Consider the following 14,056-nt stretch of genomic DNA (forward strand, 5'->3'; position numbering starts at 1 on the left):
AATTTAAGAAGGCGGTAAAGTTGAAACCTCTATGAATTCATACATTTTAGAAAATCCATGATTTCTTAGGCGTTATTATAAGCCTTAAAGTTGCCAGGGGGATCGAAGAAAAATAGGGGTAAACAGAATGGTCTTTACTAGTAAGAGTAATAAATTAGGCTTAGGATCGTAGTTTAAGTTTTATGTCCTCTTTATGAGAGGCGGTTAAGGGGACGGTATGTCCTGACACCACCAAACTGTCAATGGTCATCTTTGACACCTTACGAAGATTAACTATAAACGACCTGTGCGTTTTTGCAAAATGTACCGGATTTAAGCTTTCAGAAGTAAATTTCAGTGTTTTAGGAACCAAGAAGCTATGTGCTTCAGTAATTACATAGCAATAGTTGTCAAAAGCTTTCAGATATAGGATGTCTTCTTGATTTAATTTATAGGTCTCTCCTTCCGATTTAATTATTAAAAATTCATCTTTGGTGAGTGAAAAATTGTGCCATGCCAATTCTATATTACTACGTAAGCCCGCTTCAGTAAAAGGTTTTACAATAAATCCCAATGGCTTCGTTTCTTTTACTCTGCTTATGGTAGAAGGATCTGTTTGAGAAGTGAGATACAAATAGGGAATATACCTTTTGTCTAAAGCTGTGGCCAAGTCGATACCGTCCTTTTCCCCTTCCAACTGTATATCCACTAAAACAAGATCCGGCTTGGATGTTGAAATTTCAGTTAGTGCTTCCTCATATGTTTCTACATCACCAATCACATAAAATCCCTGTTTTTTTAGCGCAGTTTCAATAGTTGCGGCGATTAGCGGTTCGTCTTCTACAATTAAAATGCTTAGTTTTTGCATGGAAAATAATATTTCTGAAAATACTTAAAATAGGATTTTGGATGTGCTAATTTTTAGTGAATGCTCCTAATTATTAAGTGAACCGTTACGTCTTATAAAACTTTGAACCGAGATATGCTTAAGGTTGCTACAGTTCCATGGGGAACACTTTGTGAAAAATTCAGTGTTGCCTTTAACTTTTTAGCTAACGCTCTCATCAGTTTAATTCCGAATGAACTTTCGCGTATTTTTTCCGGCATGCCTTTTCCGTTATCACTTACCTTTAATATCAAGTGGTCGCCTTCTCTTCCAAAATCAATATGCATTTTTTGAGAAGTCTTGGTTTCCACAAATGCGTGTTTTAGGACATTGGTTATGAGCTCGTTTAAAATTAAACCTACCGGTGTTATTGTTTCTATGTCGAGTACCATAGGTTGTACGTTTAATTCATAGCTCATCTCATTCTTTCGCGAATGATGACTTTCGAAAATGTCTTTAGTGAGATCGCTGAAGTATTCTTTGGTATCTATGCCAACCAATTGATCCTTATTATACAGTTTTTGGTGAATCAATACCATAGATCGTACTCTGTTTTGGGCTTCACGAATTGCCAATTGTGCCTCTTGGTCCTCAATGTTTTCAGATTGGAGATACAAGAGGGAAGAGACGATCTGAAAACTGTTCTTTACTCTGTGGTGCGTTTCCTTAAGTAAAACATTTTTTTCATCTAGAGTGGATTCCAATAGTTTCTTTTGTTGTGCCAGCAGTTTGTTCTTTTTCCTGTTCCTAACAAAATAAAAAGTTAGAATGGATAGTACAACAGCAATAGAACCAAGAATGAGGTATAGTAATTTTTGAGCTGCCGCTTGTTTATCGAGTTCTCTGTCTTTACGTTCTGTATCGTACCTTACCTCATAATCTGCTATTCGAGATAACATTTCGCTCGTACGAATACTATCTTCCATAACCTTCTGATTTTTTAATGCCTCATACGCTTTTTTATAATCTCCGGCAGCTTCGTATAGCTTGGTAAGCAAGGCTTTTTCGCGGGAATGACCAATGAGATAATTTACTTTTTCCAGTCTTTCAATCGTTCTTTCCATTATTGGAATGGCCTCTTCCGGGGTGCCACGATCGATCATGGCTTGCGCCAACACAGAGGCTGAGGTTGAATATGCATTGTAATTATTTAAACTGTCACTGGCTGCGATCACCTTTTTGAGATGCGAAATACCTTCAGGCGTATTGGCTTCCAAAAGAACCGATTCTACCGGGAAGTGATAATCTGGGGTCTTTAATTCTTTTGCCTTATAATATTCTATCAGCATTTCGGCGTAATGCGCCTGCTTAACGTGATCCTTCACTTCATTAAAATGATCGGTAATTAAATAAAGAAGAAAACCACGCGCATGATGTTCGGGATATTTGGACATTTCAACCCACGCTTTTTCGTAGTACATGCTTTTTAAGTCCGAATTTCCTAGGATGTATTGAATATCTCCTTTTCGCTGATAGACTTGCCATAACATTGGACCTAAGTCCTCTAGATTTTCTAAGGCTATTTTTTCAGCTTCATTGACATAAAAAGTTGCTGAATCTACAACCGTTGTATTGACATAATGACTCGAAATTAAATGGTAGAAGTCATGTATCATTACATGGTTATTTAATTCCTTGGCCCATTTAAGCCCTTGAAATCTTATTTCTTTGGATCTCTCGATCAAGCCATTATTGACCAAATTGGGACCGTAACTTAGGTAGGCATACATTCTTAGCTCTTTTTCCGAAGCATATTCAGTATCCAAATAGTGATAAAGAGGCAGTGCCGCTTTAGGTTGCATCCTCGACATTTTTTGCGTAAGCTTTCCTATCTCCATCTTCTTCGCATCAGATTTCATGCTTTTAGATACCGCAACGATGCTATCGATGTATGTTTCTGAAATTTCTTGAGCAGAAAAGTGGGTAGGATTGAAACACCAAAGGAAGAGCAACAGTATTAGCCGTAGCTTCCATGTATTAACACATATGGAAGTGCCTTTAATGTATTTCACGGGCGTAACAATTTAATCGGTTACTGCAAGATACATTATTTCAGAAAAATAGTAACGATGGTTAGAAAAGACAGGATTTTGGTTAAAAAGAAAAGCCATCACAGTTGTGATGACTTTTCGCCCCAAATTTGATCGGTCAGCCAGTGGCTGAACAACCTACTTATGTCATGTAAAATTACAAAATTTATCCTTTGGTTGACAGGTTTAGGAAATAATTAACTGATTTTGTATTAATTAGCTGGACTTAAGGCACTTATTTTTCGTTTTTTTATTCCAAAAATAAGGATGTATCCATAGCATGCGATCATTAATAATAAAGCAACTTTAAACCCTACATTATCGGTTAAAAATCCGTACAGCGGTGGAATAACAGCTCCACCAACGATAGCCATGCACAGCAATCCTGAAGCCTGAGGTTTTAGATCGCCAAGACCCTCTAGCGTAAGTGCAAAAATAGTGGGAAACATAATCGAATTGAACAACCCAACTGCCAGAATCGACCACATGGCCATCATTCCTCCTGAATTCATTGAAATAAGCAAGAGTAAGGCTGCCGAAATCGCAAAAATACCCAATACTTTAGGTGGCGACATGACTCTGGTGAGATAAGACCCTATAAAGCGGCCAACCATCGCACCGCTCCAGTAAAAAACCACAAATGCACCAACAATGGCTTTGCTGTCCATAGTTGAAAGCTCATTGTTTAATATCCTTTCAGCCATAATTTTCATGGTTTCATTTTCAGATATGACAGTAGCGAGGTTCATATCGAGAAAGTAATTTACAAGATAGCTGCCGATAGCGACTTCAGCCCCCACATATAGAAAAATCCCGATGACGCCCATCAATACTGTTTTATTCTTTAAAAGTTTAAAGTAACCGCCTTTCGGACTTTCCTGCATAAGCTTCGGAAGTTTTATAAAGACAAAGAGGAGCGCCAGAATTCCAATAAAAGCGGCGATCCACAAGAACGGTTGCTGGACCGCTCCGGCCTCAGACAAATAATAATTTCGTGTTTCAGCTTCAGTGAGAACCGAGATCTCTTCCGAAGACTTAATGCTATCACTTAAAAGGAACATAGCCCCAATTACAGGAGCGATAGCCGTTCCGAGGGAATTAAACGCCTGCGAAAGATTCAGCCTGCTGGAGGCTCCTGCTTCACTCCCCAATACCGAAACATAAGGATTTGCTGCTACCTGAAGAATGGTTATTCCGGCTGCCAATGTAAAATAGCCCATTAAAAAAACCGGAAAGGATCGCGCTGAAGCGGCCGGGTAAAACAACAAGCAGCCCAAGGCCATAGTGATTAGCCCTAGAACAATACCTTTTTGATAACCGATGCGTGACAACAAAAAACCGGCAGGTACCGAAAATACAGCATAGGCAGCAAAAAAAGCAAATTGCACCAAACCTGCCTGAAAATAAGACAACTCAAAAACATCTTTCAGCCTTGGAATTAAACTATCAACTAAAACCGTAATAAACCCCCAGAGAAAAAAGAGGATAGTGATCACAACAAATGCCGAACGAAAATTTTTGGTTGAAGTCATGGATTTAGCCTTTATTGTAGAAATCTGAAGGAATATTGGTGTTTTTTCCGTTTTTGTAAGTGGTTACAGAAAAGCCTTCGTGAATCCCGTAAAATCCGGTTTCACCTTTTTTATTGACCGCGATATAACCTACCTGAAAATCCTTGTAGTTTGGAGATTTCTTAATGATTCGTGCTATGGCTTCTTCGCAGGCTTGTTGAGGTGTCTTTCCCTGTCGCATCAATTCTACGATGAGAAAACTCCCAACGGTCTTTAACACTTCTTCTCCCAGGCCGGTCGCTGTGGCACCACCCACTTCATTATCGATAAAAAGACCAGAACCAATTATAGCCGAATCGCCCACACGTCCGGCCATTTTATAGGCGAGCCCGCTGGTGGTACATCCTCCCGAAATATCCCCATTTTTGTCAATGGCCAACATGCCTATGGTATCGTGATTTTCAATATTGATAATGGGTTTGTATTCTGAAGTCTTTTTCCATTCTTCCCAGGCTTTCTTTGAAGTTTCTGTGAGGAGATCGGTGCGTTTAAAACCCAAGGAAACCGCAAATTCCTCAGCTCCCGTACCGGCAAGGATCACGTGGGGTGTATCTTCCATGACCTTACGGGCGACAGAGATAGGGTGAATGATATGCTGCATGCAAACCACCGCGCCATAATTTCCTTCCTTATTCATTATACAGGCATCGAGCGTGACACGTCCGTCTCTATCCGGGAGACCACCAATTCCTACCGACTGACCTTCGGCATTGGCCTCTTCAACCATACAGCCTTGTTCGACAGCATCCAGAGCCGATTTACCTTCCTGAATGACTTCCCAGGCTTTAGCAGTGGATTCGGGGACATTCCAGGTGGCGATGACTAATGGGATATTCGATGTGGCGCCGGGAATCATCGCATTGTTTTCTTCTGAAGGTTCCTCCTTACATCCAATTAAAGCTGTTGTGGCTACAACTCCCAATCCGGTGAGTGATGCGCTCTGAATAAATTTTCTCCGTTTCATGCTTTTTGGTTAGTTATTTTATTTCAATTTCGTCCACGAATATCCAGGCTTTCCCATTAAAAGGAGCTCCCAGATGCCATTGGGGAAGGTCGCCCAGATTTTTGGCGACTATTTTTATATATCGACCACTGTTTCCATTCAAATCAAAGGAGAGGGTTTTTATCTCGGTTTCTTCCGAAGGTACTTCTGAAGGAATCTGTTGTGAGGGTAAACTCCTTGTAAAAGTTTTAGGATCGTCCGAAACATAACACGCTACTTGGGTGGGATAAAAGATCCAGCTCCGCTGATCCTGTAAAAAATTGACGCTAATGGTCTCAATGGGTTTTACACTTCCCAGATCCACGATGGCAATAAGATCGGTATCCTGATATCCTTGCCAGGCTCCTGTTCGAAAATCTCGGGCACCTCGAATCCCATCGATAAGTGCGTTTGTACCCCCGGCATTATATTGATTGGCATAGGCTGTTTCCAGCCGAATGCTCAGGTTGGGGTCGATCTTATAGAATTTGGTAGTAAGTGTACTGCTTACAATTCCGTTATTCTCGGCATAAGTTTTCAGTACACTTTCTTCTGAAAGAGGGATGGGTTGAGTGTATTTTCTGAATACCGAATCGTTAATACTGTAATAAATTTCTGCTTCATCTGAAGCAACCTCGAGGACCACCTCGGTCGAGTTCTTAAAAGCAACTTCTCCCATCGCTATAAACGGCGCGGGAGTGATCAAAGCGTCTTCTATGGATGTCTTCGGAATATTGGCATCTTCGGTACCCCAGTTGGAAGGAGTGCTGGTCATTTCAAAGACCAGTGCTCCGCCATTTATTATTTCATCATGCTTTAAATAGCTTCTCTCCAATGGTTCTCCGTTGAGCGTAGCAGTTTTTATATACTTGTTTTGCGCCGAGATTCTTAAGGCTTCAATAGTAAATTGTTTGCCCGATTCCAGATTAATGGTAGCCTTTTCATAGAGGGGGGTTCCAATAATATACTGGTTGCTTCCGGGTGTCACCGGATAGAATCCCAATGAACTTAAAACATACCAGGCGCTCATCTGTCCGCAGTCTTCATTGCCGCTAATCCCGTCCGGACTGTTCGTATATAATTCGGTAAGGATCTTGTGTACTTTGTCCTGAGTAATATAGGGTTTGTTTACGAAATTATATAAGTAGGCCATATGATGACTGGGTTCATTACCATGGGCGTATTGTCCTATGAGTCCGGTAATATCTGCCTGATCCCTTCCCGAAGTTTCCGTTTTAGCCGTGAACAGATCATCTAGGTGCTTTTTAAAAGCTTCTTTGCCTCCCATTAATTTAATAAGACCCGAAATATCTTGCGGCACATATAGGCTATATTGCCATGCATTGGCTTCGGTATAATTAAAATTTACTTCATAGGGATCGAAAGGAGAAAACCAAGTGTTTCTAAACCGCCCCTGCATAAAGTTGGATTCGGGGTTAAAAATATTCTTATAGTTTTGAGCCCTTTCAGTAAAAACCACATAATCCTTTTCCTTATTCATGGCTTTGGCCATTTGTGCGATAGTCCAGTCGTCATAAGCATATTCCAGAGTTTTAGAGGTCGACTCGCTTTCTTCTTCCACAGGGATATAACCAAATTTCTTATAGGCTTTCAGGCCAAGTTTATCTTGCATGGCACTGTGTTTCATAGCCGTGAAGGCCTTTTCGGCATCATAACCTCTTATCCCTTTTAAATACGCATCGGCGATGACGGGAACGGCGTGATATCCAATCATGCATCCTGTATAATTGGCCGAAAGGTCCCAGATGGGCATTATGCCGCCTTCATCGTATTTAGCTAGGAAGGTATTGATAAAATCATTGGTTCTTTCCTGTTCAATAATTGTATACAACGGATGAGCAGCTCGGTAGGTATCCCAAAGGGAAAAAACGGTGTAATAATCAAAATCTGTAGTTTGATGTATCTCAAGATCCATTCCTCTGTACTTTCCGTCGACATCCTGATACAGATTAGGAGCGAGCATGCTATGATATAAGGAGGTATAAAATATGGTTTTGTAGTCATCTGAAGGACTTTCAATCACGATCTTTTCAAGTTGTTCCTCCCAGGCTATTTCCGCTTCGTTCTTTATTTGCTCAAATGATTTAGTGCCAATCTCGGTTTCGAGATTGAGTTTTGCGCCTTCCACACTAACTGCCGAAATTCCTACCGAAATATATACGGGTTCATTTTCGGGGTTGTCAAATTCCAATCCCGCCATTCTGTTACGGCGATCGGGTGATCGATGAAAAAATGTAGGTTGTTTCGTAGGATGTGAAAATTTTAAGTAAAAGAAAAGTCGTTGGTCTTCGGCCCATGCTTTAGAGTGCCGAAAACCTGAAAATTCGGTATCGTTTATTTTTTTGATGTCGAAATCCAGCAACTTATCGCGGTGCTCCAAATCGATGATAAGATGTTGATCCTTAGAAGAAGGATAGCTGTATTTGTGCATTCCGGCCCGCTTGGTGACGGTTAATTCAACTTCAATATCCACACTATCGAGACGAACTCTGTAATAACCCGGCGATGCCGTCTCATTTTCATGAGAAAAGTGTGCCCTGTAACCTTTTTTACCATCAGCCCCGTTGTGGAATATTTGAGAATTTGTGGGCATGAGGAGGACATCACCATAGTCGCTCACGCCTGTGCCACTGAGATGCGTATGTGAAAATCCGTAGATGTAATTATCACTGTAATGATAACCGCTACAGCCGTCCCAGCCTTCAAGACGGGTGTCGGGGCTCAGCTGCATCATACCGAAGGGCATGCTTGCACCCGGATAAGTATGACCGTGGCCTCCGGTACCTATAAACGGATTTACATATTCTATAAGAGCTCTATCTTTAATGGCCGGTTCAGGTTCAGGAATATGGTAACAGGCGGAAAACAGTATGAACGATAGCAGTAGGAAAAAGTAGTTACGCATGTAGATTTTGTATGCTGAAAGATACTAAAAACAGTTAAAAAAAAGTAAATAGGTTTTGGCAGGTATTAAAACATAGTATCTTTAAAAATTCTGATAACGTACCATGCGCTGGATCATTTTTATTGTCATTTATATTTTAATCGACCTTTATGCTTTTCAGGCCATACGAACGCTCACCCGAAACCCCTGGATAAACGGAGCATATATTTTCTTTTCTCTAGCAGTTCTAGCGGCCCTAATTTATCAGCTTAACTTTTCAGGTTCACCGCGACTAATGGCACCGGGAAGCATGTATATATTTGGTTTTTTTCTGGCCTTTCTCGTTCCTAAAATTATACTTGTGGTATTTATGTTTGGAGAGGACATTATTCGTCTGTTTGTTGGATTGTTCTCTAAAGTTGGGGGAGGCGACGAAGGATTTTATATGCCGTCCCGGAGAAAATTTTTAAGCACATTGGCGCTTGGCATTGCAGCAATTCCCTTTGCCTCTTTACTTTATGGAATGTACAGAGGGAAATATAATTACAAGGTTCTCAAATACGCTTTAGAGTTTGACGATCTCCCTGAAGCTTTCGACGGGTACACCATTACTCAGCTTAGTGACATTCACAGTGGAAGTTTCGACAACCACAAAATGGTAAAATATGCGGTGAATTTAGTTAATGAGCAACACAGCGATGTCATTTTGTTTACGGGAGATCTTGTTAATAATGTTGCTGAAGAAATGTTGGACTGGAAGGATCTTTTTGGCTCTTTAAAGGCGAAGGACGGGGTCTTTTCGGTGTTGGGAAATCACGATTACGGGGATTATGTTGCATGGAACAGCACATCTGAAAAGGAGGAAAATCTTGAACGACTGAAAGAATTACAAAAGAGAATGGGATGGGAACTCCTGTTAAACGAACATAGATTCATTGAAAGGAATGGAGAAAAGATTGCATTAATTGGTGTGGAGAATTGGGGAGAAGGTGGGTTTAAAAAAGCCGGAGACCTCAACAAGGCCTGTGCAGGTCTGTCCAAAGGTGATTTTAAGATTCTTATGAGTCATGATCCTTCGCACTGGAAAGCCCAAGTTAAGGAAGATGAACGCCATTTTCAGCTTACATTGAGCGGACATACGCACGGTATGCAATTTGGGATAGAGATTCCGGGTTGGTTTAAATGGAGTCCTGTAAAGTACCGGTACGAAAATTGGGCCGGTATTTATAAGGAATTTGGAAGATACATTAATGTAAACCGAGGATTCGGATATTTGGGTTATCCCGGTCGTGTAGGAATATGGCCCGAAATTACCGTGATCCGACTTAAAAAAAGTGCTAATACCGCTTAATTTGCGGGAAATGCTATATTTGTAGTACAATTGTTCAGATAACACCTTAGACCTATGTCAAAATTTGGAGAATTAATTGAAACCCGGGTACCCGTTCTACTCGATTTTTATGCAGAGTGGGACGAAGCCTGTAAAGACATGCATGCTGTATTACGAGATGTTGCGGCAGCTTTGGGCGATAAGGCCAGAGTGATTAAAATTGATGTCGAAAAAAATAAAGAGCTGGCCGATGCGCTCCGGGTTAAAGGACTCCCAACATTGATGATCTACAAGAATGGTGAAATGAAATGGCGTCAGAGCGGTGAACAGGATGCCAATACCCTAATTGGTCTGGTAAAAGAATACGTTTAGTCTATTTTCATCCAACTTATCTATCTTTTTCTTTTGAGAAATTAAGACTATTTCTATGCCTCTGATTTTCAGTATGGTGTAACACTAAGATCTTATTTAATGAAAATTTCTTTCTGATTTTCTTTCATTTTCTTTACATTCATCGTTTAATTGCGTATATTTTAGACAAAATGCATAGACATATGCTATTTTCTAAGTTAATCTAACAAACCTAACTTAGTATAACCTCAAAAATCTGATGGAGAACACATTATGTTTACTAAATTATCCCTGTTTACCGCATGCCTCTGTTGTATTACATTACATCAGCTAACAGCACAAGTTGGAATAGGAACAACCACGCCTGACCCCTCTGCTGTATTAGACATTTCCTCCACGAGTCAGGGGATGTTAGCACCTCGGATGACCACTGCCGAAAGAGTGGCTATATCAAATCCTTCGGAAGGTCTGCTGGTTTTTGATGTCACTGAAGATGCCTTTTATTATTACAATACTACATCGACTTCCTGGGTTAAGATCTTTGGAGGTGCATCAGACCGTTCAAATTTTGTGCTGGTACAAAGTGAGGCTGACTTTCCTTCACCATCGGGGGGAGTGATCACACTGGACGAGAATACTTATTATGAAATTAATGGTCTTATCACCTTAACCAATTCCATCGACCTTAACAACGCCTATATTTCCGGCTTGGATTCCGGAGAAGATATTTTGTCTTCGGCAGGAACGATCTTTGCCGGTACTTCCGGTGGAAGTATTCGGAATATTACCATCACCGGTGGAGGTACAGCTTTCAATATTACGGGAGGAAATTCACTATTGCTGCAGAACACTATAATTGATGGAATGAGCAGTGTTGGTACTATAAGCGGTGTGGGCGTATACTTTTCCAACATCGTTCAATATATTAATAATACCGACGGAATTACCTATAATGATATAGGAAATCTGTTACTCAGTAATCAGGGGTGGTTTGGAAATAATTCCGGGACGTACGAGCGCTATACTGGTTCATTCGCACTCATAGAAAAGGTTAGTGGTTTTTCAACTGTTGCTGCCTCCGTAACCGGAGTTGATGTTAGTGGTAACCCAACAGTAGGTAATGGTGTCATCATTGGAACTGTGTTTTCGGGTGCAGGAACGTATGTAGAAAAGTACACTACAGGTTCATATCCGGGATATAATTTTACAACAGCTTGGACAATCAACTGTCCCGGAATACCTAAAGAATTTGACGATGATGCTTCAGGTAATTTTTATTATGACGGTAGTTTAACCAGTGGATTTTCTCAATCGATAACCAATAACACGGCTGTTGAAATACAAGGTTCGGGAAGTTTCAGTACAACCAATTTGTTTCGATTTAGCGGTGGAGGAGGAGGAAACCAATTAACATATGAAGGCTCCAAATCAAGAGATTTTCAGATAAACGCCTCATTATCTGTAAACGTAAACGGTGCTGCCGGAAACTACTACGCTTTTGTGATCGCTAAAAATGGCACTGTGGTCACCCAGTCAAACGCTGTGGTTTATATAGCGAGTGATAGTCAGATTCAAAACGTCTCGTTGAATACAGTGGTTTCCATGGATACTTCCGACTATATAGAGTTATATGTACAGCGACTAACCGGTACCGGCACCGATACCCTATCAGTTTTCTCGGAGAATTTAAGCATAAAGTAAACTCGAGGTTTACCTTAAATGTGAACTAGATTAGTACCTTAAGCCAAGAGATTATTTTCCCCTAGAAGGGGATATAAATGACTGTAGATCTTAAGGACAATTATTTAACAAAAGTTTTTACAAACGTAATTTTCAGTAATGTACATTCGCACAATTTTTACACCCAATAATTAAATGAAAATATCAAAATCCTACTTATACAATGCCATGGCTCTGTTTTTGATCGTGGCTCTTTCGAGTAGTTCTTTGATCAACGCTCAAGTTGGAATTGGAACTACATCACCCGACCCCACTTCTATTCTGGATATCTCTTCAACTACGCAAGGAATGTTGGCACCAAGAATGACGACAACGCAACGTTCGGCTATATCTACACCGGCTAATGGTTTATTGGTTTTTGACACGGATTTAAAAGCTTTTTATTATTACGACACTACCACGACTTCATGGATAAAGATTAATTCTTCGGCAGAAAAAAGGGATAATTATAAATTGATCAAATCGGCTTCCGACTTATCTGCTGAACTTACTGCCGGTGGAGGTTCGAAATATTTACTTACCTCAAATACATTGTACGAGATCAATGGAACCATAACAATATCATTCCCCATTGAATTGAATAATGCTTACATCACCGGGAGAGATACCAATGAAGATAAGCTGGTACGAGCGGGCGGAGTTCTTTTTACAGGCACAACCGGAGGAAGTATTCGAGGAGTTTCACTAACGGCATCAGGAGCAGGAGGGACGGTTTTTAGTATTTCGGGTTCCAGTGCACAAAATCTAATTTTCAGAGATAGTTTTGTGATCGGTTCTAATTCCGTAGGAAGTATTAGTGGCATGGGACTGGTATTTATAAGTATTGTTCAGTATGTAGGAAATACTTCAGGAATTACCTTTACTAATATTAACAGATTACTGCTTAGCAATGAAGGTTGGGATAGCAGTAACGCAGGAACTTTTGAAACCTTTACAGGTAGCTTCGACCTCATTCAAAAAGTAGGAGGATTTAGCAATGTAACAGCGGGTAAAACAGGGATGAGAGTAACTGGAATCACAGGTATTACCGGAGATGCGATTCTCAAGGAAGTAGTATTTTATGGAGGAGGAACGTACATAGCCGGAACATCGCCATACACTGGATATAATTTTACAAAAAGCTGGGTAGTAAATTCTCCCGGAATTCCTGTGGAGATGGATGATGTTGCTTCAGGGAATATTTATATGACAACCCCTGCAACCACTACTTTTACAGCCAGCGGTGCTGCAGGAAGAAAAAAGATAAGCGGGACCACCTCTTCGACGGAGATGTTCAGGACCTCTTCTGCTGTAAGCAATCGGATCGTTTATGAAGGTTCCAAGACGCGGAAGTTTAACATTCAGGCTTCCTTCACGGTCGATGCGGTCAATAATAACAAGTTCTTTACCTTTTTTATCGCAAAGAATGGTGTTGTTTTAGCGCCCACTTCCATTTCAACAAAAGTAATTGGTGGCGGTGACGAACGCGCCTTGTCGTTCACAGGAACCACCACTCTGGCGCCTAATGATTTTATTGAGGTGTGGGCTCAAAATGATACAGATACTTCGGGACTAATAGTCCCTTTCTTGAATCTCTTAATCTATTAATGTCATTGTATTGTTTCCTAAAGCCCTTTGGAAACAAGATGATTTTTATTTAAAAAGTCTAAAACCTTCGGTAGCACGTATCGAAGGTTTTTTTCTGACTTTACACTATCGTGAAATACTACAATGCTTCCAGGACGTATGTTTTTTATGACATTCTGAAGGCATTTTTCTTCGGAAAGTTTTGCGTTAAAATCGCCGCTTAATACACTCCACATTATAATATGATAGCCCTTTTTCTGAAGGATTCGCGATTGCTTTCCCGTTAATTTTCCATAAGGAGGTCTGAATAATTTTTTCGTCGTCGTTTTTTGACTTTCCGACTGCTCACGTCTTCCTTCAGATAAAGCTTCTATTTCAGCCTCTGCCATTAATACATCTGTTAAATATTTCGAGGACTCCGTTTGCCACCCATTGAGGTGATGAAAAGTATGATTTCCTATGGTATGCCCTTCTACGATAATACGTTTAAGGAGAGCGGGATGTTTTTGTATGTTATTACCTATGCAAAAAAAAGTGGCTTGGGCGTGATATGCTCTAAGAAGCTCTAGGACCCAGGGCGTCACTTCGGGGATGGGACCGTCGTCGAAGGTAAGATATACATTTTTGGTCTCTTTGGGAACTGCCCAAACTCTTTTCGGAAACATCCGGTGTAACAGCTTGGGCGATTTTACCAATAAGGAATTCATTTATGGCAA

Annotated in this window: 10 protein-coding genes; 4 read left to right on the forward strand and 6 right to left on the reverse strand. The window is 40.5% G+C overall.

Features of this window, described 5'->3' with window-relative positions:
- Positions 1-160 precede the first annotated feature (160 nt).
- The 5 genes from ALE3EI_RS06050 to ALE3EI_RS06070 form a co-directional block, all read right to left on the reverse strand.
- The gene (locus ALE3EI_RS06050; RefSeq protein WP_186991942.1) at positions 161-847 is read right to left on the reverse strand and encodes a response regulator; all 687 of its coding nucleotides are present in this window, start codon (positions 845-847) and stop codon (positions 161-163) included.
- A gap of 92 nt (positions 848-939) precedes the next feature.
- Entirely contained in the window at positions 940-2,877 is a 1,938-nt protein-coding gene (locus tag ALE3EI_RS06055; RefSeq protein WP_186991944.1) for a sensor histidine kinase, read from the reverse strand.
- A 230-nt stretch (positions 2,878-3,107) separates the two neighbouring features.
- Positions 3,108-4,427 carry a sugar MFS transporter gene (locus tag ALE3EI_RS06060; RefSeq protein ID WP_186991946.1) on the reverse strand — a complete coding sequence of 440 codons (1,320 nt, stop codon included), beginning with the start codon at positions 4,425-4,427 and terminating at the stop codon, positions 3,108-3,110.
- A gap of 4 nt (positions 4,428-4,431) precedes the next feature.
- Positions 4,432-5,430: a N(4)-(beta-N-acetylglucosaminyl)-L-asparaginase gene (locus ALE3EI_RS06065; protein WP_186991949.1), complete on the reverse strand. Its 999-nt coding sequence runs from the start codon at positions 5,428-5,430 to the stop codon at positions 4,432-4,434.
- Positions 5,431-5,443: 13 nt separating this feature from the next.
- Positions 5,444-8,374 (reverse strand): GH92 family glycosyl hydrolase, encoded by a 2,931-nt coding sequence (locus ALE3EI_RS06070; RefSeq protein WP_186991951.1) that lies wholly within the window; start codon positions 8,372-8,374, stop codon positions 5,444-5,446.
- A 103-nt stretch (positions 8,375-8,477) separates the two neighbouring features.
- Here ALE3EI_RS06070 and ALE3EI_RS06075 point away from each other — a divergent pair, with 103 nt between their 5' ends.
- From ALE3EI_RS06075 to ALE3EI_RS06090, 4 genes are all read left to right on the forward strand, one after another.
- Entirely contained in the window at positions 8,478-9,704 is a 1,227-nt protein-coding gene (locus tag ALE3EI_RS06075) for a metallophosphoesterase (RefSeq protein WP_186991953.1), read from the forward strand.
- 54 nt (positions 9,705-9,758) lie between these two features.
- Positions 9,759-10,055, forward strand: coding sequence for a thioredoxin family protein (locus ALE3EI_RS06080; RefSeq protein ID WP_186991955.1), 297 nt, complete (start codon positions 9,759-9,761; stop codon positions 10,053-10,055).
- Positions 10,056-10,307: 252 nt separating this feature from the next.
- A complete protein-coding gene (locus ALE3EI_RS06085) occupies positions 10,308-11,735 on the forward strand; it encodes an autotransporter outer membrane beta-barrel domain-containing protein (RefSeq protein WP_233280009.1) in 1,428 nt (475 codons plus the stop codon).
- 174 nt (positions 11,736-11,909) lie between these two features.
- Positions 11,910-13,361, forward strand: a complete 1,452-nt coding sequence (locus tag ALE3EI_RS06090; protein WP_186991957.1) for a hypothetical protein — start codon at positions 11,910-11,912, stop codon at positions 13,359-13,361.
- A gap of 17 nt (positions 13,362-13,378) precedes the next feature.
- Here the strand turns inward: ALE3EI_RS06090 and ALE3EI_RS06095 are convergent, their stop codons facing one another.
- Positions 13,379-14,047: a polysaccharide deacetylase family protein gene (locus tag ALE3EI_RS06095; RefSeq protein ID WP_186991959.1), complete on the reverse strand. Its 669-nt coding sequence runs from the start codon at positions 14,045-14,047 to the stop codon at positions 13,379-13,381.
- Positions 14,048-14,056 lie beyond the last annotated feature (9 nt).

It is taken from the genome of Constantimarinum furrinae (genome assembly GCF_014295415.1).
Taxonomy (GTDB): Bacteria; Bacteroidota; Bacteroidia; order Flavobacteriales; family Flavobacteriaceae; genus Constantimarinum; species Constantimarinum furrinae.